25 protein-coding genes and 1 pseudogene are annotated in these 25,848 nt (G+C 37.5%); 13 read left to right on the top strand and 13 right to left on the bottom strand.

Annotated elements, in window-relative coordinates:
• Positions 1-194: 194 nt before the first annotated feature.
• Positions 195-779, bottom strand: coding sequence for a hypothetical protein (locus HHL23_RS11965; protein WP_169235032.1), 585 nt, complete (start codon positions 777-779; stop codon positions 195-197).
• 184 nt (positions 780-963) lie between these two features.
• On the opposite strand from HHL23_RS11965, the gene HHL23_RS11960 reads away from it, so the two are divergent.
• Positions 964-1,455: a DinB family protein gene (locus tag HHL23_RS11960; RefSeq protein WP_169235031.1), complete on the top strand. Its 492-nt coding sequence runs from the start codon at positions 964-966 to the stop codon at positions 1,453-1,455.
• Between the two features lie 232 nt (positions 1,456-1,687).
• Here the strand turns inward: HHL23_RS11960 and HHL23_RS11955 are convergent, their stop codons facing one another.
• Positions 1,688-2,641, bottom strand: a complete 954-nt coding sequence (locus tag HHL23_RS11955) for a helix-turn-helix transcriptional regulator (RefSeq protein WP_169235030.1) — start codon at positions 2,639-2,641, stop codon at positions 1,688-1,690.
• A gap of 99 nt (positions 2,642-2,740) precedes the next feature.
• Between HHL23_RS11955 and HHL23_RS11950 the strand changes: the two genes are divergently transcribed.
• Positions 2,741-3,310: a Crp/Fnr family transcriptional regulator gene (locus HHL23_RS11950; RefSeq protein WP_169235029.1), complete on the top strand. Its 570-nt coding sequence runs from the start codon at positions 2,741-2,743 to the stop codon at positions 3,308-3,310.
• A 79-nt stretch (positions 3,311-3,389) separates the two neighbouring features.
• Complete coding sequence (locus tag HHL23_RS11945) at positions 3,390-3,854, top strand: carboxymuconolactone decarboxylase family protein (RefSeq protein ID WP_169235028.1); 465 nt, start codon at positions 3,390-3,392, stop codon at positions 3,852-3,854.
• Between the two features lie 203 nt (positions 3,855-4,057).
• Here the strand turns inward: HHL23_RS11945 and HHL23_RS11940 are convergent, their stop codons facing one another.
• Positions 4,058-5,785, bottom strand: coding sequence for an ABC transporter ATP-binding protein (locus tag HHL23_RS11940; RefSeq protein WP_169235041.1), 1,728 nt, complete (start codon positions 5,783-5,785; stop codon positions 4,058-4,060).
• A 513-nt stretch (positions 5,786-6,298) separates the two neighbouring features.
• Positions 6,299-7,024 (bottom strand): annotated as a pseudogene (gene lptB / locus HHL23_RS11935) (LPS export ABC transporter ATP-binding protein); the annotation flags it as partial.
• A 225-nt stretch (positions 7,025-7,249) separates the two neighbouring features.
• Between lptB and HHL23_RS11930 the strand changes: the two are divergent.
• Together HHL23_RS11930 and HHL23_RS11925 are read left to right on the top strand one after the other, a co-directional pair.
• The gene (locus HHL23_RS11930) at positions 7,250-7,543 is read left to right on the top strand and encodes a TM2 domain-containing protein (RefSeq protein ID WP_169235026.1); all 294 of its coding nucleotides are present in this window, start codon (positions 7,250-7,252) and stop codon (positions 7,541-7,543) included.
• Positions 7,544-7,600: 57 nt separating this feature from the next.
• Entirely contained in the window at positions 7,601-8,329 is a 729-nt protein-coding gene (locus HHL23_RS11925) for a hypothetical protein (protein ID WP_169235025.1), read from the top strand.
• Between the two features lie 97 nt (positions 8,330-8,426).
• On the opposite strand, the gene hemB is transcribed toward HHL23_RS11925, so the two are convergent.
• On the bottom strand, positions 8,427-9,416 hold the full coding sequence (gene hemB / locus HHL23_RS11920) for a porphobilinogen synthase (protein ID WP_169235024.1): 990 nt from the start codon (positions 9,414-9,416) through the stop codon (positions 8,427-8,429).
• A gap of 118 nt (positions 9,417-9,534) precedes the next feature.
• On the opposite strand from hemB, the gene HHL23_RS11915 reads away from it, so the two are divergent.
• From HHL23_RS11915 to HHL23_RS11905, 3 genes are all read left to right on the top strand, one after another.
• Entirely contained in the window at positions 9,535-9,885 is a 351-nt protein-coding gene (locus tag HHL23_RS11915) for a T9SS type A sorting domain-containing protein (protein ID WP_169235023.1), read from the top strand.
• A gap of 105 nt (positions 9,886-9,990) precedes the next feature.
• Positions 9,991-10,902, top strand: coding sequence for an ABC transporter ATP-binding protein (locus HHL23_RS11910; RefSeq protein ID WP_169235022.1), 912 nt, complete (start codon positions 9,991-9,993; stop codon positions 10,900-10,902).
• 4 nt (positions 10,903-10,906) lie between these two features.
• The gene (locus HHL23_RS11905; RefSeq protein ID WP_169235021.1) at positions 10,907-12,217 is read left to right on the top strand and encodes an ABC transporter permease; all 1,311 of its coding nucleotides are present in this window, start codon (positions 10,907-10,909) and stop codon (positions 12,215-12,217) included.
• 172 nt (positions 12,218-12,389) lie between these two features.
• On the opposite strand, the gene HHL23_RS11900 is transcribed toward HHL23_RS11905, so the two are convergent.
• The 8 genes from HHL23_RS11900 to HHL23_RS11865 form a co-directional block, all read right to left on the bottom strand.
• A complete protein-coding gene (locus HHL23_RS11900) occupies positions 12,390-13,058 on the bottom strand; it encodes a porin family protein (protein ID WP_169235020.1) in 669 nt (222 codons plus the stop codon).
• Positions 13,059-13,080: 22 nt separating this feature from the next.
• Complete coding sequence (sucD, locus tag HHL23_RS11895) at positions 13,081-13,953, bottom strand: succinate--CoA ligase subunit alpha (RefSeq protein ID WP_073336560.1); 873 nt, start codon at positions 13,951-13,953, stop codon at positions 13,081-13,083.
• Positions 13,954-14,044: 91 nt separating this feature from the next.
• The gene (locus tag HHL23_RS11890; protein WP_169235019.1) at positions 14,045-14,947 is read right to left on the bottom strand and encodes a UDP-3-O-(3-hydroxymyristoyl)glucosamine N-acyltransferase; all 903 of its coding nucleotides are present in this window, start codon (positions 14,945-14,947) and stop codon (positions 14,045-14,047) included.
• Positions 14,948-15,019: 72 nt separating this feature from the next.
• A complete protein-coding gene (efp, locus tag HHL23_RS11885) occupies positions 15,020-15,583 on the bottom strand; it encodes an elongation factor P (protein ID WP_073336557.1) in 564 nt (187 codons plus the stop codon).
• Between the two features lie 73 nt (positions 15,584-15,656).
• Positions 15,657-16,451 carry an acyl-ACP--UDP-N-acetylglucosamine O-acyltransferase gene (lpxA, locus tag HHL23_RS11880; protein WP_073336555.1) on the bottom strand — a complete coding sequence of 265 codons (795 nt, stop codon included), beginning with the start codon at positions 16,449-16,451 and terminating at the stop codon, positions 15,657-15,659.
• Positions 16,452-17,849, bottom strand: a complete 1,398-nt coding sequence (locus HHL23_RS11875; protein ID WP_169235018.1) for a bifunctional UDP-3-O-[3-hydroxymyristoyl] N-acetylglucosamine deacetylase/3-hydroxyacyl-ACP dehydratase — start codon at positions 17,847-17,849, stop codon at positions 16,452-16,454. It lies immediately after the preceding gene.
• Positions 17,842-18,873 (bottom strand): UDP-3-O-(3-hydroxymyristoyl)glucosamine N-acyltransferase, encoded by a 1,032-nt coding sequence (gene lpxD, locus HHL23_RS11870; RefSeq protein ID WP_169235017.1) that lies wholly within the window; start codon positions 18,871-18,873, stop codon positions 17,842-17,844. The genes HHL23_RS11875 and lpxD overlap by 8 nt, the downstream gene beginning before the upstream one ends.
• A gap of 72 nt (positions 18,874-18,945) precedes the next feature.
• On the bottom strand, positions 18,946-20,172 hold the full coding sequence (locus HHL23_RS11865; protein ID WP_169235016.1) for an HD domain-containing protein: 1,227 nt from the start codon (positions 20,170-20,172) through the stop codon (positions 18,946-18,948).
• Between the two features lie 214 nt (positions 20,173-20,386).
• On the opposite strand from HHL23_RS11865, the gene HHL23_RS11860 reads away from it, so the two are divergent.
• The 5 genes from HHL23_RS11860 to HHL23_RS11840 all read left to right on the top strand — a co-directional run bounded on the left by HHL23_RS11860 (position 20,387) and on the right by HHL23_RS11840 (position 25,840).
• On the top strand, positions 20,387-21,160 hold the full coding sequence (locus HHL23_RS11860) for an NYN domain-containing protein (RefSeq protein WP_169235015.1): 774 nt from the start codon (positions 20,387-20,389) through the stop codon (positions 21,158-21,160).
• 180 nt (positions 21,161-21,340) lie between these two features.
• Positions 21,341-22,984, top strand: a complete 1,644-nt coding sequence (locus HHL23_RS11855; RefSeq protein ID WP_169235014.1) for a S41 family peptidase — start codon at positions 21,341-21,343, stop codon at positions 22,982-22,984.
• A gap of 133 nt (positions 22,985-23,117) precedes the next feature.
• Positions 23,118-24,662 (top strand): T9SS response regulator signal transducer PorX, encoded by a 1,545-nt coding sequence (gene porX, locus HHL23_RS11850; RefSeq protein ID WP_169235013.1) that lies wholly within the window; start codon positions 23,118-23,120, stop codon positions 24,660-24,662.
• A gap of 123 nt (positions 24,663-24,785) precedes the next feature.
• The gene (locus HHL23_RS11845) at positions 24,786-25,079 is read left to right on the top strand and encodes a YciI family protein (protein ID WP_169235012.1); all 294 of its coding nucleotides are present in this window, start codon (positions 24,786-24,788) and stop codon (positions 25,077-25,079) included.
• Positions 25,076-25,840, top strand: coding sequence for an exodeoxyribonuclease III (locus tag HHL23_RS11840; protein ID WP_169235011.1), 765 nt, complete (start codon positions 25,076-25,078; stop codon positions 25,838-25,840). Before HHL23_RS11845 ends, HHL23_RS11840 begins: the two co-directional genes overlap by 4 nt.
• The last annotated feature ends 8 nt before the right edge of the window (positions 25,841-25,848 follow it).

Here is a 25,848-nt window from a genome sequence, read left to right as displayed (position 1 = left end):
CATTTACTTTTTTTCTTCTCGATTTAACTGCTTGATTCACTGTTAAATATACAAAAAACAAACCAAAAAAACAATTAAAATAACTGATAATCAACGTATTAAATCCATATCTTAATGACATTGGGCTAAAGCCCGTTCCTATTGAATTTGTTATGAATAAAAAAAATGACCGGATAAATCCGGTCACTCACAAATTATTTATTTACCTCTACGTATTGTATGATGGTCTGGTTTTTAGGGTTATAGATTATTGTACTGTTGTTGGGAAACCTTTTCAGTTTGTAATATTCTATATTTTTATCACTCTTAATATCTTCCAGAAAACTGGTATCAAAAGTATTTTCAGGAAGAAATTTTGAGACAAAACTTATTTTGTCTATGATGCTTTGTCCGTCTATTTTACGGGCTGTTTTATCTGATTTGTTCTCGTCAGAAGTAGTTTGCTTTTCCAGGAAAGGAAGCAATACAGCGATGTCTGATTTGTATTTAAAGATATATCCTTCGGAACCGTTTGGAAATTTAAATTTCTTTCCAGTTTCTTCTGAAACGACAGGTTTTCCTCCATCAGGAAACACCTGATTAAATTTTACGTCCTGGGAATTGGTTAAAGAATTAAGGGATTCGCTGACGGTCTTCTTGACAGTCTCTTCTACCGCCTGTTGCGCTTTCTGTTGCACAGTTTCGGTGGTTTTCTGAACAGTCTCGTCTATTTTCTCTTCAATTTTATTACATGAGATGAATAAAAAAAGAGGAATAACAGGCAAAATATACTTCTTCATTTCGAGATTTTAATAGCGTGGCATTTATTTATTCATGCAATTTACATCTAAACGGAGAAATATACGTTTATATTTTAGCAAAGAAAAAAAATATTTTTTCAGCACCAAAAATCCTACTGACAAGCTGTTGTCATAACCCCATCTTATCTTTGTATCAACAATAACAAACTAAAACAATACAATTATGACAACTACAGCCACAGCCACAAAACAGTTTATGACTTCCGACCAATTATTAGAACACTGGCAAGGACACAGAAACCTGACAAGAAGAGTGATCGAGGCTTTCCCTGAAAAAGAACTATTCGAATTTTCTGTAGGTGGAATGAGGCCTTTCGCGAAACTGGCATTAGAACTGATCAGCATTGGAGGACCTGCTTTAAAAGGAATCGTTAACAAAAATATGGAAGCTTACAATGAAGAAGGATTCAACCCGAAAACCAAAGAAGACCTCTTAACAAAATGGGATGAGGAAACAGAAGTGATCAACCATTATTTCAGCCAGATCACTGAAGAACGTTTCCAGGAAACTTTCAATTTATTCGGACAGTACGAATTTCCGGTGTATCAGAACATTCTTTATTTTGTAGATAATGAAATTCACCACAGAGGCCAGGGATATACCTATTTGAGAGCTTTGGGAATTGAACCCCCTTTTTTTTGGGAGAGATTTTAGGATCATTAATGCCTTTACTTAAACTGAAAATGATGATTCAATTCAGACAGAAAGCTGAAACTGCAGAATCGCAAAACCAATCATACCAATTATCCATCCATTAAATATAGACACCCCAGATTTTTGTTGTTTTTGATTTTTGCCTTTTAGTTGAAGTAAAAGTTTCTTTATTCAAATTATATAAATTTCCAAAACTCCGGCTTCACATTCGTGAAGCCGGAGTTTATATTTTCTATTCCATTTTTTTTGAAATATCCGATGCCAAATTTCTGAGTTTCGTTTTTAAAGATTCCGGCTCTAAAACGGTTGCATAATCTGCAAAAGTGATCAGCCAGCGCGGAAAACCTTCATTGATCCATTCGGTATCAAAGGTCATTTCAATTCCATCTTCGGTTTCAGTTTCTTCAATAAATCCGTAATATCTTTTGGAATTCACGATGTGTCCTATTATTTTTTTATCTACCAAAAGTCTGACCCTTGTTTTCTCTCCGTTTGAATACCTCCTGTAATCATTGATTTGCCCATATTCCTGAGAAAAAGGGATCTGAGTTTTAAAGATCTGCAAAATCCTGTCGACCCTAAACTGTCTGAAATCTTTTCTTAGTGTACAGAAAGCCATGATATACCAGTAATTGAATTCAAAGAAAACACCTACTGCTTCCACCGTTCTGTTCGTTACTTCGGAATGAACTGTCTTATATTCAATGATGAGCTGCGTTTTGTCTGCAATGCTTTCCAGAATGATGGGGATTACATTTTTGAGCTCTCCACCAGGCTGGGTATGATAGTTAAAAACATCAATCTGCTTTTCAATATTCTGAATCAGGTTTTTATCTGAATTCCGAAGCACTGACCTCACTTTTTCCATTGCTGTCTGGTAATGATTTCCGAGACTTTGATGGGAAAATTTCTGCATCAGTTTTTCCGCAGTTATGAAGCTCAGTACTTCTTCCTTCGTAAACATAATGGGCGGAAGTTTGTAGCCGTCCATCAGAGAATACCCGTTCCCGGCTTCTCCAATAATAGGAATTCCAGCGTTTTCAAGGGTTTTCACGTCCCGATAGATCGTCCGGATGCTGACATCAAATTTGGCAGCCAGGTCCTGTGCCCTTACCGTTGATTTTGATTGTAATTGGGTGAGAATTGCCGTTACTCTGTCCAGTTTTTTAAGATAGTGATCGTTCATATTGCTATAGCAAATCTATCAATCTTTTTTGGTCCGGAGAATATAAATTGGATTGCTTTTTATTATATTTAATTTTTTTACAATCAATATTTTTAAAATATGAATTCTACCCGTTTTATTCAGACTATTGAAAATATTATAAAACCGGAACCATCTGTCATGGAAGATCTGGTCTCAGGTTTGGAATTAAAAACTTACAGAAAAGGAGATTTTCTTTTAAAAGGAGACGAAACGTGCAGATATTTTTATTTTCTTGAGAAAGGCTTGGTAAAGCTGTTTTTCGATAATGGTGACAAAGATTTCATCATGACTTTCTTTGCAGAAAATTCTTTTTTCACGGAATTGAGCGGTTTTTTGACAGGTCGTCCCTCAAAATATATGATTGTTGCCCTTGAACCCTGTGAAGTTTTCCGCGTACATAAAGATCATATCGAAGGTTTATGCAAAAAATACCATACGGCAGAAACACTTTTCAGTAAGCTGTATTCAAAAGCTCCGGTCAATATGATGGGAAGGATAAGCGAAATGCTTGAAGATGATGGCAAAAAGCGGTACAATAATTTCCTGAAGCAGAGACCTGATCTTGTCCAGCGAATCAGTCTTGGAGATATGGCAGATTATATTGGGATCACCCAGGTTTCTTTAAGCAGAATCAGAGCACAAAAATAGTTTTTTATCAAATGTGAAAAAATTCCGGGAAATTGCGATCTACATTTGTCTCATAATTAATCAAAAAAATCAAATTATTATGTCACAAAGAATCAATGCATTTGCAATGGGAAACAAAGCTGTCAACGCCCTTCATCATATGGGATCTCAGGTACAGCATTCATCACTTGACAGTTCATTTTTAGAACTTTTGTATTTCCGTGTTTCACAGATGAACGGGTGTGCTTTCTGCCTGGATATGCACTCCAAGGAATTAAGAGCCAAAGGCGAAACCGAGCAACGAATATTTCTGGTAAGCGCATGGAGAGAATGCTCTTTTTATACAGACAGAGAAAAAGCCGGATTGCTTTGGGCGGAAAGCTTAACGTCTTTACATGGCAGGGAAATCTCGGACGAAATTTATTCCGAAGCCAGCAAACATTTTTCCGAAAGTGAAATGGTAGATCTTACCATGGCTGTGATTGCTATAAACAGTTATAACCGGATCAATATTGCTTTTGGCGCAGAGGTAGGCACGTATAAGGTCCCTGAAACTGCACAATAAACTGACTGCTGAAAATTTTTCAAACGCAAAGGTTTATTTTAGCCTTTGCGTTTAATCTTATATGAGAAAACATTTGAAGCTTACTACATATATTCTCCTACAAATAACGAAAATCCATACTATGTGAAGATCCGCGGAATCTGCGAGAGGTGTGAGAAATAAAAAATTTAATCATCAAAAATCTGAATGCAGTACGGCTCAGATCAATTGTCTTTAAAAGAATTCACCAGCTTATCCAGATTTAAACTTCTGGCAGAGGCATCAAAAATTTCACGGTATGTTCCGTTCATCTGAACCAATTCGTCATGGGTTCCGCTTTCCACTACCCTTCCTTTTTTCATTACATAAATGGTATCTGAATCCAGAATTTGTGACAGTGAATGGGAGATAATAACGACAGTACGACCTTCTTTGATAGCATCGAGGGAGTTTTTGATTTGTTCTGTAGCAATAGCATCCAGACTGGCTGTTGGTTCATCCAGAAAAATGATGGGTGGGTTTTTCAGGAATAATCTTGCTATGGCAATTCTCTGCTGCTGTCCACCGGAAAGCTGGGTAGCGTCATGCTGATACCCATCCGGAAGATCCATGATCTGCTCATGGAGGTACGCTTTTCTCGAAGCCTCCTGAATTTCCTCGAAACTCGCATTCATATCGCCATAACGGATGTTGTCCTCAATGCTTCCCTGGAAAATATGGTTTTTCTGAAGCACCAAACCAAGATCGTTTCTTAGAAAACTATTTTCAAAATCATTTAAATTAACTCCATCCAGCAGGATTTCCCCGGAATTTGGAAGATAGAATTTACAAAGGAGATTGATTACTGTAGATTTTCCAGCACCGCTCAACCCTACCAATGCCGTGGTTTTCCCGTTCTCGATTTTCATGGAAACATCATGCAGTGCATGTGTCCCGTTCGGATAACTAAAGTTTACATTTTTCAGTTCAAAATTACCCTTGATCTGTTTTTCTACATAAGTTCCATTCTGTTCTTTTTCGTCATCTGCATTCAGGATCTCAAAATAGCCTTCAGCATAAATCATGGCATCGTTCATATCATCGTAGATCCTATGCAGCTGGCGGATAGGAGCAGAAATATTGTTGAACAGCATGATATGAAGCATAATAGCACCAATGGTCATTTGCTGGTCCAGTACTAGATAAACTGTCAAAAGAATAATTAAAACCACTCCGAACTGCTCGATAAACGTTTTCAAACCGTCATAGATAAAGTTGGTTTTTCTTGTGAACATCTGGCTTTCCATAAGCTCCATCTGCAGGTCGTACTGTTTTTTTCCTTCAAATTTTTCCCGGACAAAGCTCTTGATCACCATAATCGAATTGATCAGGTTCAGCAGTCCTGAAGTTTTTTTTTCTCTCTGATTTCTGAGCTGGCGGCGTACTCCTCCCAATTTTTTTGCCTGAAGAGAACTGATATAAAAATAGATCGGGACAATGATTGTAGAAACCATTCCCACATATACATTCTGCATGTACATAATGATCAAAGCTATAATAGCATTGGAAAAAAGAGGCAGAATATCTATAAAAAAGTTTTGTACCAGCTTCGTTAAACTTTCAATACCACGGTCTATCCGGATCTGTAGCTTTCCGGACTCATGATTCTCATCATTGAAATAGGCCACTCTATAGGAAAGGATCTTGTCGATGGCAGATTGTGCCAAAACAGAACTTACATTAATTCTTATTTTTTCACCATAAAACTTCTGTCCGAAGTTGATAAAAATATTGAGCAGTTCTTTTCCGAGTAAAATAATCGAAATAACCACCAGAATATGAATACCCTCCGACATTGGATGCGGAAGATGGGTAAGATTGGTCACCTCATCTACCGTGTATTTTAAAACAATAGGATTGACCTGTGCAGCAAGGGCTCCTAAAAAAGTAAGAAACAGCGTCCAATAGATCATGGGACGGTAAGGCCTGATAAATGGAACGAGCTGTTTATAGATTCCAAATAATGTGACTGTTCTGTTAAAAGGTTTTGCCATAGAAATTATTTAACTAAAAAACGTACCATTTCTGAGAGAAAAGGTACGTTTAATTCTATTTTTCAGCAAATGATCTGCTTTTTTTAACAAATAGTCTTATCCTTCGTAAAAATACGTCGTAAGATAATGCAGTTCCGGTTGGCTTGCGGCTTTGGATTCAGCTTCTGCCTGTTCCAGAGTGTACTGTGATGTGAGTTCTTTTCTTTGAAAAACAAAGGAATTATTAGCATTCTTATCTACCACTTCACTGAAAATATGTTCAATTTCAGAATTGGCAAGCGAAGCAAAACTGGCATCCTCAAAACCGTACATCAGTCTTAAATCATCAAACTGCCCGAAATTTTCATCTACAAATCCCTGCAGCTGTGATTTTGAATCAAAATTACCGGCCCAGATGTTATAAATATATTTCTTCCTTTTCGGTTTGTCCAAAATGCTCTGATACACAAAGTTTTCTCCAAGATACGCCTCTCTTACCTGTGGATCGTTGGCAAGATCTTCCGGAAGTCCTTCTTTCAGGATATTCCCTTCAAACATAATGTATGTTTTATTGGTAATGGCCAGGGTCTGCTGAACGTTGTGGTCGGTGATCAGGATCCCGATATTTTTGTCTACCAAACTTCTTACAATCTTCTGGATATCTTCTACCGCAATCGGGTCTACCCCTGCGAAAGGTTCATCGAGAAGGATAAAGTTGGGGCTTGTGGCCAGACAGCGGGCAATTTCGGTTCTACGTCTTTCCCCACCGGAAAGAAGGTCACCACGGTTTTTACGCACATGCTGCAATGAGAATTCTTCAATCAGCTCATCACATTTGATCTGCTGCTCACGTCTTGAAAGCTTGGTAAGCTGTAAAACACCCATGATATTTTCTTCTACCGACAGCTTCCTGAAAATCGAGGCTTCCTGTGCCAGATAACCGATTCCCTTTTGGGCACGACGGTACATCGCATCGGTGGTGATTTCCTGTTTATCGAGAAAGATTTTTCCTGAAGTAGGCTTAACCAGTCCTACGATCATATAAAATGAAGTGGTCTTCCCTGCTCCATTTGGACCAAGCAAACCAACAATTTCTCCCTGCTGAACCTGTACAGAAACACCTTTTACTACTTTTTTAGGACCGTATTCTTTGATTAAGTTTTCTCCTCGTAAAATCATAGGAGCAAAGATAAAGTTTTTTTGAATTCAAATTTTAGATTATAAATTGTATCCGTTGTTTTTTGAGTGAAAGGCTTTATTTTTCTGTTCATTCATAAAAAACACTTTCAACAATCAGCATCTGTCCACCGAAAAAGAAGAATATTTAAACGGGTATTTTGTAACTCCTGAGAATTTCATTCGACCTATCAGAAAATTATTTTACTCATCACAAAGAAATTAGCAATGGAAAATTACGGTTATACCAAAACAGAAAACAATCAGAATCAGCAAAACAATAGTTCTTACCGTTCTGAAAAGAAAATTCCCGCTGCGATATTGGGAATCCTTGTGGGCTGGCTGGCCTTAAACAAGTTTTATCTGGGCTATACCAAGGAAGGGGTGATTCAGCTTATCCTTAATATTGTCACTTTCGGTGCAGCTTCTATTATTCCTTTTATTGAGGGGATTTTATACCTGTTTATGAGTGATAAGCAGTTTGATGATACCTACGTGTATGGGAAAAAAGGATGGCTGTAAACCATTTATTATTTTATTTCCATAATTTTATTCCATCAAATCAAGAATTAAGTTACTATGGAAAATAATCAAGACCTGACAGATCTGCTTGCGCTGGACCTGGGTCTCAATATTGTGGACAGAAGGCCCTACGCCAAGGAAGTTTTCAAATGGCAGGATATGGATCTTCTTCCCCATTCGTCTGCGGACACATTGCTATGCGAAATCTTTGAGTGGAACGGCAGAAACTGGAGAACTACAGAAAACAACCTCATCGGATTTCTATTTTCCGGGGATGTCCTGAATACTGTAAAGGAACAACTGATCAACACGCCCAAACATCCGGCTTTGATCCCTGATTTTGAATTCACAAAAGACAGCATGGTTGAATATGGCCTGTCGCTTCCTTCTTTATTTAATATTGGAGTGAACGGCAATATCAAAAATGCTAAAAGCTTTTCTGTACGGGTAAACGGAGTGACAAAATCGCGGGTGACCAACATTGATTCTCCGGGAATTGAAATTCTGAAAAACTACTCTCAGTTTACGCAGGACAAATCCAAAACGTACCGAAAGAATATCAAGTTCAATTATCTGAGTACTTCCCTGTTTTATGCAGAAAGTGTAGAAATCTTTCTTGAAAAAGAATCAGGTGTAGGACTGGATGTCAGTTTTCAAACTACCGATGTGGAAGTGGATGCTAAAGTAGATACGGATACAAAGAAACATTTTGTTTTAAAATACTCTGGAAATCAAGCTCCTTTTGCTGCAAAATTCACGAAAGGAAAAGATTTCAATATCATGTAATCAATTGTCGTTACTCTATTACAAAAACATATTTTTTCTAAAAATAAAAACACCTCAGTTTCAACTGAGGTGTTTCTGTATGATGGTGACTTAATCATTATTTATTTAAAATCATTGCTGCTTCTTTCGCAAAATAAGTAAAGATAAGATCTGCTCCAGCTCTCTTGAAGCAGGTAAGGCTTTCGATGATCGTTTTATCATTATCCAGCCAGCCATTCTGAGCTGCTGCTTTTACCATAGCATATTCTCCGCTTACATTGTAAACTGCTATCGGAAGATCAATTGCTTCACGTACTTTGGAAACGATATCCAGATAAGGTAATCCCGGTTTGATCATAATGATATCAGCACCTTCGTCAATATCTTTGAATACTTCGTTTAAAGCTTCGCGGGAATTATGGAAATCCATCTGATAAGTCTTTTTATCTTTAGGAATATCCATATTATCTTTCGGTGCACTGTCGAGAGCACTTCTGAACGGTCCGTAAAAAGAACTTGCATATTTTGCTGAATAGCTCAAAATTCCCACATCGGTAAATCCGCTTTCTTCCAATGCTTCACGAATCGCCATTACTCTTCCATCCATCATGTCGCTTGGTGCCACAATGTCAGCTCCTGCTTCGGCGTGAGATACAGACATTCTTGCTAAAGCATCATTGGTCGCATCATTCATTATTTTTCCGTTTTCAATGATTCCGTCGTGACCGTAAATTGAATAAGGATCTAAAGCTACATCCGGCATCACAATCATTCCTGGCACTGCATCTTTGATCGCTTTGATGGTCTGTTGCATTAATCCATCTTTGTTCCAAGCTTCTTTTCCGGTATTGTCTTTCAAATGTTCTGACACTTTCATGTACAGGTTGACAGATTTTATACCCAAAGAAAACAATTCTTTACATTCCTTCACCGTCAAATCTATACTCCTCCTGAAGATACCCGGCATAGACGGGATCGCTTCCTGCTGGTTTTCGCCCTCCATTACGAAGATCGGCATTACAAAATCATCAGTTGTAAGGATATTTTCTCTTACTAAACTTCTGATAGATTCATTAACTCTAAGCCTTCTATTTCTTGAATGTATCATTTTGGAATACTTTTTGAATAAGTTTGTACAAATTTACTACAACTTATATAAAAAACTATTGTATAGAATTGTAGAATTGTTTATTTTTGTTTTAATACATTTGAGAAATTATAATTTGATGAAAAAACTTTTACTTTTATTTCTATTTACAGGCGCTTTCGTTGGGTTTTCCAACAATATGCAAGCACAGCTGAGAGAGCCGGGTTCCATCACACAGAAGTCTGATGACGGTGTATTGGTAGCTTACCCAAATCCTGCAAAGGATTTTCTTTTGATCAAAGCAAAAGATTCTGCTTTAAAGATTAAAAGTGTAACCTTTTATTCAATTTTAGGAACACAAGTAGCTAATTACGCTGTCAACATGAATTCCGGAGAGATTAATATTGAAAAATTAAAACCCGGGAAATATCTGATTCGCTATATTTTAAGCGATAATACCCAAAAGGTGACTCAAATTGTAAAACAATAAAAATTTAATCCTGATAATCATCAGGATTTTTTCTTTTAGGTAAGTTCTGCCTTAATATTTCCGTAACTTTAAGGACTTTTTTATACTCATTGTAAAAACAATTTAATGCTTAAAGCTGAACATATCAGAAAGACCTATAGTGCCGGGAATAAAGTAGCATTGGATGATTTCAGCATCCATGTACCTCAAGGCAGTATTTATGGTCTTTTAGGCCCGAACGGAGCCGGAAAAACTTCTTTTATCCGTATCATCAACCAAATTACCCAGGCCGATTCCGGAGATGTATTCATCAATGGAAACAAGCTCAATCCAAGTCACATCAGAGATATCGGTTATATGCCCGAAGAAAGAGGTCTGTACAAAAACATGACCGTGGGAGATCAGATCCTTTATTTCGGTGAGCTGAAAGGAATGACTAAAAATGATGCTTTACAGGAAGCCAAAAAATGGTTTGAAAAACTGAACATCGACCAATGGTGGAAAAAGAAACTTTCGGAGCTTTCGAAAGGGATGGCACAGAAGATCCAGTTTGTGGTCACTGTACTTCACCGTCCGCACCTTCTGATTCTAGATGAGCCTTTCTCAGGGTTTGACCCGGTGAATGCCAACTTAATTAAAGATCAGATCATCGATCTTAAAAATAACGGAACCACTATCATTCTTTCTACACACAGAATGGAAAGTGTGGAGGAAATGTGTGACTATGTGGCCCTGATCAACAATTCAAAAAAAATCATTGACGGAAAGGTTTTTGACGTAAGAGAAAAATTCAAGAAAAATATTTTCGGAGTGACTCTTTCTGAGGTGGATGAAGCTAAGTTTGACAGTTTCAAAAGTAGCTATGATATTTTTAATTTCTCTAATGAAAACAACCTTATTTCTTTCGATTTAAAAAATGAAAGCGGGCAAAACGACATCCTTCTGGATCTTGTGAATGTGGGAAAAGTAAGATCATTCGATGAGAGAATCCCCAGCATGAATGAAGTGTTTATTAATGCCGTAAGTAATCATTCTTAATTTTATGAACAATATTTTTTTAATTACGAAAAGGGAATTTCTTACGCAGGTTAAGAAAAAATCCTTCATTATATTAACGCTGCTCGCTCCTCTTTTGCTGATAGGATTTGGAGCCGTGATCGGGCTGATGTTTAAAGCTAATGAATCGCACAGCATCATTGAAGTGGTTGATAAAAGCGGACTTTTTAAAGATCAGCTGAAATCTAATGACAAACTGAATTATGTGTTTGTTTCTGCCGCTGACGAGAAAGCCAAGATCAATAACCTGAAAGATAATGAGTCTCTGGATGGTATTCTGATCCTTCCTGAGCTTAAAGATCATGATTACAACGGGCTGGAAAACAGCACAAGACTAATTGTGAATGCCAAGATGGGCTTTGATACGAAGCAGAAGATTGTTTCAGATATCACGGATGTCATCAAAAAAGAAAAGATCAAACAGCTTGGAATCAAGGAATCACAACTGAACAGCCTTGATAAGAGCTTTACTTTAAAGACCATTAACGTTTCTAATAACAATAAGGAAGATTCCGATCTTGCTTTTGGGGTAAAAAGCGGCTTGAGTATCCTTTTAATGTATGTAACTTTTATGTTCATCATCATTTACGGAGTAAGGGTGATGAGAAGTGTTCTTGAGGAGAAAAATAACCGTGTAGTAGAGATCATTATTTCTTCTGTTAAACCTTTTGAACTGATGATGGGTAAAATATTAGGGGTAACTCTGGTAGCGTTGACCCAGTTTCTGATCTGGATCTCAATGTCCGTTGTTGGAGCATTGGTTTTAAATACCGGTTTTTTATCTCTTCAGAAGAATATTCCCGGAGGTAATGAAGAGCTCGCCGGCAAGCTTGACATAGCACAGATCGCAACGCAGATCTCACACAGTTTACTAGAGCTTAATTTCCCGCTGATCATCTTTGTATTCATAGTATTTTTCCTTTTGGGATATATTTTCTACAGTTCCATTTATGCAGCCATCGGTTCTGCAGTAGATAATGAAACTGAAACTCAACAGTTCACTTTATTTGCGATTTTACCGCTTACTTTAGGGATGTATGGAAGTTTCTCATTAATGAACAATCCTGACGGTCCTTTGGGCTTCTGGCTGTCTATTATTCCATTTACATCACCGGTTGCGATGATTGCGAGAATACCTTTTGGTGTTCCTGCGTGGCAAATCGCTCTGTCGATTGTCTTATTGCTGGCAACCACCATTTTCATGATATTCTTAGCCGGAAAGATCTACCGTGTAGGTATTTTAATGTATGGCAATAAAGCTACTTTAAAAGAGATCTGGAAGTGGATCAGAGGATAATAAACTCATAGATGGAAGTCTGAAGAAATAGGACGGAAGTTTACCGGAAGTGATTCCGGTTGTTTTCTAACTCCTCAATAACTTCTCTCTTCCAACTTCATAATAGTATTAAAAACAAAAATCCCGGAAATTGAATTTTCCGGGATTTTTTTATAATTGAATAACGAGTATTCTATTTGAAGATATAGCTTAAGCTTAAGCTCATTACCTGCTCAGACTTGCCTTTAGTAGTACCTCCTTTTTCTTTGGCAAGATCAGGATAAGTATCTGAAAGACCAAGGTCATATTTAAGAGCTACTTCCAGCTGTCTCTTGTAGCTATAGCCTACTCCTAATCCTAAAGCAAAGTTAAAGCTTGCCGCTTTTCCGCTTACTGAAGGATATAGAGGGTCAGTAACATCCGGATCATAGTAAGGTCTGCCTACCGGTGCGTTTTTAACATTCTGACTCATCAAAAAGTTAAATCTTGGTCCTATCATTCCAAAGAATTCTGATTCTGCTTCAGAAAAATATCCTTTAAAATAAACAGGTACGCTCAGATAATTGTTACCATATACTGCATCATAACCATCTTTTCCTTTAGCCTCTTTATCTTTTCCGGTTTCTCCTGCACCGTAATACACAACTTCTGGCTGTATAAAGAACTGGTTTGCTTTTCCTACCGGGATAAGAGCTAAAGCTCCACCCTGAAACGCGTATCTCGGACCAGACGGGTTATGGGCATTTCTTACTCTGGAATAGTTACCTCCTGCTGTGACACCGAATCTTGTATTCGCAAAGTCGATTTGGGCAAACGACAAAGTTGAAAAGGCCAATGCTGAGGTTAATAAAAGTTTTTTCATATGTTTTGTTTTTGTATAGTGATTATCCTAGAACTTTTGCAACAGTAACACCGATATCAGCTGGAGAATCTACAACGTTGATTCCGTTTTCTCTCATGATCTCCATTTTTGCCTGAGCTGTATCTTCATCACCCCCTACGATAGCACCTGCGTGTCCCATAGTTCTTCCTTTAGGAGCAGTTTGCCCAGCAATAAAGCCTACAACCGGCTTAGTAGATCCGCTAGCTTTATACCATCTTGCAGCTTCAGCTTCCAATCCACCACCGATTTCACCGATCATTACTACCGCTTCCGTTTCAGGGTCGTTGATAAATAATTCCAACGCTTCTCTTGTAGTGGTTCCAATGATTGGGTCACCACCAATACCGATTGCTGTAGAAACACCGTAACCCGCTTTTACAACCTGGTCAGCAGCTTCGTAAGTAAGAGTACCTGATTTTGAAACGATACCTACTTTACCTTTTTTGAAAACGAATCCTGGCATAATACCAATTTTAGCTTCTTCAGAAGTAATGATTCCCGGACAGTTTGGACCGATTAATCTACAGTCTCTGTCAGCGATGTAAGATTTTACTTTCACCATATCCGCTACAGGAATACCTTCAGTAATACATACGATCACTTTGATCCCAGCTTCAGCAGCTTCCATGATGGCGTCAGCAGCAAATGCAGGTGGTACGAAAATGATACTTACGTTTGCTCCAGCTTTTTCAACAGCGTCAGCTACTGTATTAAATACAGGCTTTCCTAAGTGCTCAGTTCCTCCTTTTCCTGGAGTTACCCCTCCTACTACGTTGGTTCCGTATTCAATCATCTGACCAGCGTGGAAAGTACCTTCGTTCCCTGTAAATCCTTGTACAATTACTTTAGAATCTTTGTTTACTAAAATTGACATTTTATTGATGTTTTAATTTATTTAAATATTTTATTAATGCTCACAAATTTACTTATTTTTCTTTGATTTTAGACAAAACCAAGAGAATAGTTTATTTGAGATTTCTCAGCTTTACTTCTTTTTTCAGATAGCCTTTAAAATCTTCTGCAAACATCCCGATATAGGTTCCTTTTTTAAGATCTCTGTTTACTCCTGTTTTACCAAGAATCACAGATCCGCTTTCAATTGTGTTCCCGGAAGCGACACCTACCTGCCCCCAAAGTGTTACTTCATCTCCAATGATGCAGCAGCCGGCAATTCCTACCTGAGAGGCGATTAAACATTTTTTTCCGATAACCGTATCATGTCCGATCTGAATCTGATTATCCAAAACCGAACCTTCCCCGATTACCGTGGAGTCTGTAACGCCTCTGTCGATCGTACAGTTATTTCCGATCTCTACATTGTTTTCAATAATGACATTTCCTACAGAGATCAGACGGTCAAAATTCCCGTTCAGTTTTCTGTAATAGAAAGCGTCACCTCCCAATACCGTTCCGGACTGAATGATCACATTATCCCCGATTTCAGTTCTGTCGCCGATCACAACATGAGGAAAAATAAGGCTGTTCTTCCCAATCTTTACATTGTTTCCAATGACTGCTGAAGAGTGGATCCTTGTTCCCTCTCCTATCTCAGCATCGTGAAGTTCTTCTGTGAAGTTATATATTCTTGTAAAGTGAGTATTGATCTTATTGAAGTCTCTGAAAGGATCATCAGAAACCAAAAGGGCTTTTCCTTCCGGACAACCTACCTTTTTATCGATCAAAATAATGGTAGCAGCAGAATTCAGCGCTTTATCGTAGTATTTCGGATGGTTGACAAAAACAATGTCACCTGGTTTTACCCTATGAATTTCATTGGTTCCCAATACTTCAAAGTTTTCAGGACCAACAAATTCCGAACCTATTAGATCGGCAATAGTTTTGAGCTTTTGCGGAGAATGGAATCTCATAACAATTGATTTTTCTTATAAAAACAAAATTCGGACTGCTAATGCAAACCGAATTTATGTAAATTTTAATTATTATTTTACTCTTTCTAAGTAGCTACCGTCTTCAGTATTTACTTTGATCTTGTCTCCCGGCTCAATGAACAAAGGAACATTTACTCTTGCTCCTGTTTCAACGATGGCGTTTTTAAGAGCATTCGTCGCTGTATTTCCTTTGATACCCGGATCAGCTTCGATTACTTCCAGATACACAGACTGAGGAAGTTCGGCAGAAAGCGGAGTTTCGTCAACTTCTTTCAGAATGATCGTTACTTCTTCACCAGCTTTCATAAACTGAGCGTTTTCGATCATTTCTTTATCTAAATATAATTGAGAGAAATCATCATTATTCATGAAGTGGAAACCATTCTCATCATCGTAAAGATACTGGAACTTTCTAGTGATTACTTTTACCTCATCAATTTTATGTCCTGCAGAGAAAGTATTATCAAGTACTTTTCCGTTGGTTACTGACTTTAGTTTTGTTCTTACGAAAGCAGGTCCTTTTCCTGGCTTTACGTGCATAAATTCAACTACTTTGAAAATATCATTGCTAAATTCGATGCAAAGTCCTTTTCTTATATCGTTACTTGTTGCCATTAATTTATGTTATCTTTTTATTTTAGTTTTTAATTTCGGCAAATATACGCATTCGCCTTTTTTCTTTTTGCTCTTAATTGCTTTCCTTACTTGTTCCGTATCCTTTTACAATCCCTCTTGGAGAGTTTTGGATAAACTGAAGGATTTCGTCTCTTTCAGCCGTTGGAAGCATTTCTTTTTCAATAAATGCCAAAGCTTGGGAAACGTTCATCTTCATTTGGAAGATCGCTCTGTATATTTTCTGAATTTCAAAGATTTTCTCATTAGAATATCCTCTTCTTCTTAATCCTACTGAATTGATCCCTGCATAAGAAATCGGGTCTCTTGCTACTTTTACATAAGGTGGAATATCTTTTCTGATCAGAGATCCTCCGGAAATCATGGTATGTTTTCCGATTTTGCCAAACTGTTGTACAGCAGACAATCCTCCCATTACAGTAAAATCCCCTATCTCTACGTGGCCTGCAATACCACATCCGTTAGCAATGATCACATTATCTCCAATGATACAGTCATGTGCGATGTGAGAAGTTGCCATAATAAGGCAGTTGCTGCCGACTCTGGTAAATCCTAGCGCTTTGGTTCCTCTGTTGACAGTGACACATTCTCTTAGAGTCGTATTATCACCAATAATGGTCTGTGTGTCTTCACCGTCAAATTTCAGATCCTGAGGGATGGCAGAAATTACAGTTCCCGGAAAAATTTTACAATCCTTTCCTATTCTTGCCCCATCCATGATGGTGACATTTGGTCCGATCCAGGTTCCTTCTCCTATTTCCACGTCCCCTGCAATTGTAGTAAAAGGTTCTACAATAACATTTTTGCTGATTTTTGCGCGTTTATCTACGGCGGCTAATTGATGAATCATTTAATCAACTTTATTTTTTGCAACTTGAGCCATTAACTCTGCTTCTACAACCACGGTACCTCCTACATATCCATAACCCTGCATATGTACGATACCTCTTCTGATGGGCTCTATCAATTCAATTTTGAAAATAATAGTATCTCCAGGAACTACTTTTTTCTTGAATTTCACTTTATCAATTTTGATAAAATAAGTAGAATAATTTTCCGGATCTGGAACACTTGCCAACACAAGAATACCTCCTGTCTGTGCCAAAGCTTCTACCTGAAGTACTCCGGGCATAACAGGCTCTTTAGGGAAATGTCCTACGAAGAAAGGCTCATTCATGGTCACATTTTTCAAACCTACTACATGAGAATCTGAAAGTTCAAGAATTTTATCAATTAATAAGAACGGAGGTCTATGAGGCATAAGACGCATGATCCCGTTGATATCAAAAACAGGTTCTTTGGTAAGGTCAAAATCTGGCACGTTTTTCTTTTTCTGAAGTTTCCACTGACGGTTCAGTTTTTTCGCAAACTGGGTATTCACATAATGCCCGGGCTTGTTTGCAATGACTTTACCTTTTATTTTTACACCAGCCAAAGCCAGATCACCAATTACATCAAGTAATTTATGTCTTGCAGCTTCGTTAGGATAGTTTAATGTAAGATTGTCTAAAATACCGTTCGGTCTGATAGAAACATTATCTTTTCCGAAGGCTTTCTTCAATTTTTCTGTTGTTTCAGGAGTAAGATCCTTGTCAACATATACAATGGCATTAGAGATATCTCCACCTCTGATCAAGCCGTGATCCAACAACATTTCCAACTCGTGTAAAAAGCTGAATGTTCTTGCAGAAGATATTTCGTCTTTAAATTCTGAAATATTTTTAAGGGTGGCATTTTGGGTTCCCAAAACTTTGGTTCCAAAATCTACCATGGTAGTCACTTCGTAAGTATCTGAAGGAATAATGGTAATTTCTGATCCTGATGCAGGATCTGAATAGCTCAGCACTTCTTTGATCACCAAATACTCTCTGGCTATATTCTGCTCTGCGATACCTACACTTTCAATAGCTTCAACAAAAAACTTTGAAGATCCATCTAAAATTGGGGGTTCCGAAGCATCCATTTCAAGAATAGCGTTGTCTACATCACATCCCACCAAAGCAGCCAAAAGGTGCTCACAGGTAGTAATCTTTACGCCCAGCTTTTCTAATGTTGTTCCTCTTTCTGTTGCTACTACATAATTAACATCAGCTTCTACCTGAGGATGTCCCTCTAGATCTGTTCTTACGAACACAAAACCTGTATTTTCTTTAGCAGGTTTAATGGTAAGTTTTACTTCTTTACCAGTATGAAGGCCAATTCCAGAAAGCGTTACTTCTTCCTGGAGTGTTTTTTGCATATCACTCATTAGTATTATCTTTTGAGGTATCCTCAAGATTATTTATTCTTCGTACAATTTCAGTGAAATTTCTGAAATGCACATAGTTTCTAAGATAGTCATTATAGCTTATCGCCGGAGATCCATACAGCGTTTCTCTATCATTAACGCTGGAATTCACACCACTCTGAGCCTGAATTTTAACCTGGTTACCAATTCTGATATGCCCTACTACGCCTACCTGACCACCGATCTGGTTCCAGTCTCCAATCGTGGTAGATCCTGCAATTCCAGCCTGAGCTGCAATTACGTTGTTCTGCCCTATTTTCACATTGTGGGCAATCTGGATCAGATTATCGATCTTCGTTCCTTTTCCAATGATGGTAGAACCGATTGTTGCTCTGTCGATGCTACAGTTCGAGCCGATTTCTACATCGTCCTCAATGATCACGTTTCCTAACTGAGGAATCTTTTTGAATCCTTCTGCGGTAGGCTGAAAACCGAATCCGTCGCCACCCACTACAGTATTGGAATGGATTACACAGTTGTCCCCGATAATGCAGTAGTCATAAATCCTTGCACCACTGTCTATTTTACAGTTTTTGCCGATTTTCACTCCTTTACCGATATACACATGCGGATAGATCTGCGAACCTTCTCCGATCTTAGCTTTCTCGGAAACATATGTAAATGCACCAATATAAGCCTTTTCTCCGATCAATGCTGTGTCATGAATAGAAGAACCTGTTTCGATTCCCTCTTTTCTTCCCTGCATTTCCTGATACAGATTCATTAAGACCTGAAATGAAAGGTATGCATCCTTTACAACAATTAAGGTAGGATTGTAATTATCTTTATCAATAAGTTTTTCCGAAACAATAATAACGGAGCATTTAGAGGTGTCTAAAAAGTGGGAAAATCGATCTTGTGCTATAAAAGAAAGATGCCCTGATTCACCATTCTCAATTGGTGAAACCCCTGTAATAACCGTACTTTCGTCGCCTATTATTTGTCCGTCAATAAAACTTGCAATTTGCGAAGCTGTAAATTCCATATTCTGCAAAGATAAGAAATTCTATAATTCGCAAACATTTTTTGGTTTTCGGAACGTGAATTTTAATACTATTTAAGAAATTATCTGGGAAATATCTCTTGGAAAGGTAAGAATATACCTTGCCGTCTTATGCACCATAAGGCCCGACAACAACTGGTCCTGGGACTCTTCCAGCCTGATCTTTTTACCATCCTTCTGAAGAAGGTAAATAGGTTGCTTTTCGGTATCATAAGGCAACAATTTCCTTTTAATCTCGTGTACAAGCTCCTTTCCATTATCAATTCCGAAAAATTCGTTGGTGTTTTTTATTTTTTCTTCAACAAATTCCCGATCAAAAGGACGCGTTGAAATAATAGTTTTCGGAAGATTTCTCTGGATCACACATTGACACCAATAAGAAAGGATAAAGTCATCAGAAGTCTGCCAGGATTTCATCGCATGAATTATATCATTATCATCAAGCTGGTTAAACCGATAAATATCCTCATCGGTAGCTGAACTTTTTGCTCTGTGCAGGAAATACTTCAGGTTCTCCCCTGCAGGCAAATCCATCCCCTGGGAAACCAGGTATTTAGCTCTTTCCAGAATTTTAACCAAAAGAAACTCCGCCAATGCAGAGGTTTTATGATAGTATACCTGCCAATACATAAACATTCTGGCTGTCAGGAAGTTTTCAATAGAGTAAACTCCTTTGGCATCAATTACAAGTTCGCCTTCCCCGCAAACATTCATCATGGAAATAATCCTCTGGGTATTAATATTTCCCTCGGAAACTCCGGTAAAAAAGCTGTCTCTGTTTAGGTAATCAAGCCTGTCGACATCCAGTTGAGACGAAATAAGCTGATTGAAAAATTTCCTGTGGTATTTACCCTGAAACATTTCGATGGCTACTGAAAGTTGTCCGCCAAACTCTTCATTTAATTTGTTCATCAACAAAAGCGAAAGCTTTTCATGGTGCCAGTCATCCATCAGCATATTTTCCAATGCGTGTGAAAATGGTCCGTGCCCGATATCATGCATCAGGATTGCAAGCATAGCGCCCTTCTCCTCTTCTTCAGTGATCTTCACTCCTTTCTGTCGCAGTGTTTCTAATGCAGTAAACATCAGATGCATCGCTCCCAGTGCGTGATGAAATCTGGTATGTGTGGCACCCGGAAAGATGAGATTCAGAAGTCCGGTCTGGCCTATTCTTCGAAGTCTTTGAAAATAGGGATGTTCAATAACATCAAATAAAATTTCGTGTGGGATTCTGATGAAACCATGAACAGGGTCGTTGATGATTTTTAGCTTGTTCTGCATTGAAAGGTAGATATTAGCAAACAAAGTTAGGGATTTTAAATTTTAGGCTTATTTAATTTTCATTCATAATCCTCTTAAAATTAGCTGGAAATCAAAAAAAAATTCGGAATAAGTCCGGTCTTTTCATTAAATTTAGGTATATTAATTTTTAGAAATTAGTCCTGCCATAAATTAATCGGCACGAATAATTACTTTTCATCCAACATGCAAAACTATGAGTGACAAAAAATTTAATATCGCTATTCTTATTGACGGTGATAATGCTCAAGCCAAACTGTTAAAAGAAACCATTGAAGAGGTTTCAAAATATGGTAAAGCTACGATCAGGAGAATTTATGGAGACTGGACTTATCAAAGTATGAACTCTTGGAAAGATCTTGTTAATCTCTATTCCATTAACCCCATTCAAAAATTTTCATATACCAGCGGAAAAAATTCAACGGATGGAGCCATGATTATTGATGCCATGGATATTTTGCACGGAAAAAGTGTTGAAGGTTTCTGCATCGTGTCCAGCGACAGCGACTATACCGGCCTGGCCAAAAGGATTCGTGAGGAAGGACTTTTCGTCATGGGTATCGGAGAGAAAAAAACGCCTGAAGCTTTTGTGAAATCCTGCGATATATTTACTTATACTGAAAACATCACCCCTAAAATCAAAAAGGAACCAAAGGCCGAAAACCAGAAGATCAAAGAAAACAAAACCAAGGATACGGTAAAAAAACAGGACGCCAATCCTAAAATTCAGGAGTTTCAAAGCTTCTTATCGAGGAAAGACGAAGAAACGATTTCAAAGGCATTTGAAATTTCTGCTAACGAAAATGACATCGCTTTTATTTCAACACTCGGCACCAATATCAGAAAGATTGATCCCAGTTTTGACTCGAGAACGTATGGATATTCCACTTTATCAAAATTATTTGATGATCTGCCGCATTTTGAAGTGGTGAGAAATGAGACCAATCATCCATTGGTGAAAAAAACGTAGCTTTTATCAGCAGCTCTCATTAGAATTGAGATTAAAATCCATGAGGACATTTCTGTTTAAAAATATAAAATGTCCTTTATGATGCTTTTTCGATATTTTTACGAAGCTTACATACTTTAGCTTTGCGTGATATTGGTTTTACATTTACCTTTGATCGCTTTAATAAACTAATCGCCCTTCATGAAAAGCTTATTCATTTTCATCATATCCTTTTTAAGTATCAACTTTTCTGCACAAGCTTTATCTGAAACTCAGAAACTCGAATCACTTTGTAAAGTCTGGGGATTTTTGAAATATTACCATCCGCATGTGGCAAAAGGGGATTTTGACTGGGACAAGCAACTTATCCAGAAAATTGATGAACTTGATCAAATTCATGACAAAGCTCAACTGAATGAATTGTATTCTAAGTGGATCGGCAGTCTTGGGAATGTTGAGGAATGCAAAAAATGCGTAAAGGAAGATCAAGCGAAAGTGTATTTCCTGAGAAACTTTGATCTGAACTGGATCAGTGATAAACATGTATTTAATGAAAAAGTAAGCCGCCAGCTTCTCTTTATTCAAAACAACAGAAATTCTGGAAGTAATCACTACTTTGGAAGTGGTGGAAAAAAGGTTTATTTCAGGAATGAAAACTCATACGGTTCTAAATTTACATCAAAGCAGATCAATCTTCTGGAACTTTTCAGATATTGGAATCTGGTAGAATATTTTTTCCCATATAAATATCAGACGAATCAGAACTGGAATGACGTGTTAAAGGAAATGATCCCCAAATTCCTCAATGCAGATCATGATAAAAGTTATCACCTGACATTGGCAGAATTGGTAACAAAAGTGGATGACTCCCATGCCTTTTTATATTCCCCGCTCATCAGTACCAATCAATACGGACGAAGAAAGGTTCCTGTGGAATATAGCCATGCAGAGGGAAAGCTGGTCGTAACTAAGATTATTAAAAATAAATTTAATGAAGAAAGTTCTTTAAAGATCGGCGATGTCATCTACGACATCAATGGCAGAACGATCCCTCAGATGGTGAACAGCTTTGGAAAATATGTTCCCGCTTCCAATTCCTGGGGAAAGATCACCAAGGTGAAAAATCTTTTTCTTTTCAATAATAATGATTCTATCCTGTTAAAAATAGAGCGCGACGGACAGAACCTGAGTATAACCGCTAAAACATATCTTCTCAAGGATATTATCTTAGAAAAACAAGTTGTTCCACAAAAGTGGAGGTTTCTGGATGCAGAAAAAAAGACTGGGTACGTCAATATGGGCATTATTGAGAAAGGTGATCTGGATGACATGTATAAGGATTTAAAATTTGCGACATCCATTATTTTTGATCTCAGAAATTATCCTAAACTGACCATTTTCCCTTTAAGCAGGATGATTCTTCCGGAAAAATCAATTTATTATCAATTTAATTTCCCGGAGACGGATTATTTGAGTAAATTTTATAGCGCTAAAAACAGTATCGGCAGGAAGAACCCGGATTACTATAAAGGAAATGTAGTGGTTCTGGTAGATGAGAATACGCAAAGCCAGGCAGAAACCACAACAATGATGTTTAAACAGCATCCTAAAGCGAAAATAATCGGGAGTAATACTTCAGGAGCCAATGGTGATATCATCCGGTTTAAAATTGCAGATCTGGACACCTGCTTTACAGGACTCGGAGCCTATTATCCTGACGGAAGAGAAACCCAGCGGATAGGAATTATCCCTGATATTATCATAAAGCCTACAGTAAAGGGCATACAGGAAGGAAAAGATGAAGTTCTGGAAAGGGCTTTACATTATATAAAGACCGGTTTTTAGATGAAAAAAATATCAGTAATGAGGGAGAGAATTTTCATTTAACTAACATTTAACTTTTATTGTCTCTAATTTGTGAGAATTTAAAAAGAATTGGTCAACAATTTGATATTATAACCATGTAAAAAAATAAATTATGTCGGAAAAGATATTATGGATAGATGATGAAATAGATTTACTCAAACCCCATATCGTATTTTTAGAAAAGAAAGGTTACCATGTAACCCCTGTTAATAACGTTAATGAGGCTCTGGAACTAATGGATTCAGAGAAATTTGCATTGACGCTTATTGATGAAAATATGCCCGGCATTTCGGGATTGGAAGCCATTCCCATGATCAAAGAGAAAGATAGCGCTCTTAAGATCGTTATGGTCACGAAAAGTGAGGAGGAACATATTATGGAGGAAGCCATCGGATCACAGATCGCTGACTATATCCTTAAGCCGGTTAATCCTAACCAGATCCTATTATCACTAAAAAAGAATCTACAGGAGGATAATCTTGTGGAACAGAAAACCATTCTTCAGTACCAGCAGGAATTCAGAAACCTGTCTATGGAACTTTCTTATATCAGAACGTATCAGGAATGGGCAGAATATTACAAGAAGATCCTAAGCTGGGAAATAAAGTTTGATAAGGTAGCGGATAATGAGTTTTCTGACCTTTTGCAGTCGCAGAAAGAGGAAGCCAACATCCAGTTCTCCAAATTCATTGAAAAAAATTACGAAGACTGGTTGACGGATTCTGATAAGCCTTTGATGAGTCATACTCTTTTTAAAGAAAAAGTAAAGCCTGAGGTAGAGAAAGATAAAGTGCTGCTTCTTATGGTGGATAACTTACGTTTTGACCAGTGGAAAGTCATCGAACCTTTATTTACAAAATACTACAACAAGGTTTCAGAGGATTATTACTACAGTATTCTTCCTACAGCTACCCAGTATGCAAGAAACTCGTTTTTTGCAGGGTTGATGCCATCTGAAATAGAGAAACGTTTTCCAGACAAATGGTTCAATGACAATGAGGAAGGAAACAAAAATGAGTTTGAGCGTGATTTCCTAGAAGATCAGATGAAAAGAATCGGGTTGGGATCTAAATCTATGAAGTATCTTAAAGTTCTGAATGCAGATTTTGAGAGAAAGATTTATGATGATTTTAACCAGCATAAAAATAATGACCTGCTGGTCATTGTTTATAACTTTATTGATATTCTTTCGCATGCTAAAACGGATAATCATATTGTAGATCAGCTGATCCGTGATGATAAAACATTCAGATCTCTTACGTTTAACTGGTTTGAAAATTCATCATTAATTAAGATTATCAAAGCTGCGGCAGAAAGCGGTTATAAACTTGTCATCACGACAGACCATGGAACCGTGTATGTAAAAAAACCGAGCAAAGTAGTGGGTGACCGTGAGACGTCAACCAATATCCGTTATAAAACAGGGAAAAGTTTAACCTATGACAGCAGTGATGTATGGGCTATAATGAATCCTGAAAAACTGTTCCTTCCAAAAGGAAATTTAAGTTCGAAATATATTTTTGCAAAGAATAATATTTTCCTGGCTTATCCTAAGAATTATAATCACTTTGTTAATTACTATAAAGAAACCTATCAACATGGTGGAATCTCATTGGAAGAATGTATCATTCCTTTCAGTATTTTAGAACCCAAGTAGTTTTTCTCATAGTTTATTTAAATTTTGGGTTCAGGGGCGGCAAAAATCATATGATTTTTGCCGCTTCTTTTTTTTAAGCCTCTTTTAATAATCTCAAAGAGTTCTTATCTTAGCAAAAAAACGATGTATATTATTTCGCTTACCTACAAAACTTCTCTGGACAATGTGGAACGCTTTATCCCGGAACACAATGATTTTCTTGACAAGTATTACCGTTCCGGAAATTTCATCACTTCAGGCAGAAAAGAACCCAGAACCGGAGGAATTATTCTAGCTGATGTAGATTCTAAGGTTGAAGTCGAACAGATCATTAAAGAAGATCCTTTTTACAGTAACCAGATAGCGGATTACGATATTATTGAATTTATTCCATCAAAATATAATGAACACTTTAAATTTTTTATAAAAAACTCATGAAGTTAATCACTTATAATGTCAACGGAATCAGAGCTGCCTTTACGAAGGATTTTTTAGGCTGGCTGCAGACTGCTGATCCGGACATCGTCTGTATCCAGGAAAGCAAAGCCGGAAACGACCAGATAGATATTGAAAGTCTTGAAAAAATAGGCTATCATAGTTATTGGCATTCCGCAGTAAGAAAAGGCTACAGTGGAGTCGGAATTGCGTCAAAAATCAAACCCAATCATATTGAATACGGATGTGGCATTGAAAGCTACGATAATGAAGGCAGGATCATCCGTGCAGACTTTGACGGTTACTCTGTGATTTCAGTGTATGTCCCTTCTGCCAGTAATATTGACAGGCTTGAATTTAAAATGCAATTCTGCCACGATTTCCTGGCTTATATAAAGGAGTTAAGAAAAACAATCCCTAACCTTATTATTTCGGGAGATTTCAATATTTGCCATCAGGCTATCGATATTCATGATCCGGTTCGTTTAAAGAACGTTTCCGGCTTCCTGCCAATAGAAAGAGAATGGATGACCAGCTTTATCGAGGAATGTGAGCTGATTGACAGTTTCCGCTTTTTTAACAATGAACCGGATCATTATACGTGGTGGAGCTACCGACAGAATTCCAGAGCTAAAAATAAAGGATGGAGGCTGGATTATAATTTTGCAACCTATACTCTAAAGGACAAACTTTCCCGAGCAGTTATATTAAAGGAGGATGTGCATTCAGACCATTGCCCTGCTCTATTAGAATTAAATGTCTAGAAGGTCCA

The sequence above is a fragment of the Chryseobacterium antibioticum genome (genome assembly GCF_012927325.1).
Classification (GTDB): Bacteria; Bacteroidota; Bacteroidia; order Flavobacteriales; family Weeksellaceae; genus Chryseobacterium; species Chryseobacterium antibioticum.
This window is presented reverse-complemented; position numbering and strand designations above follow the sequence as displayed.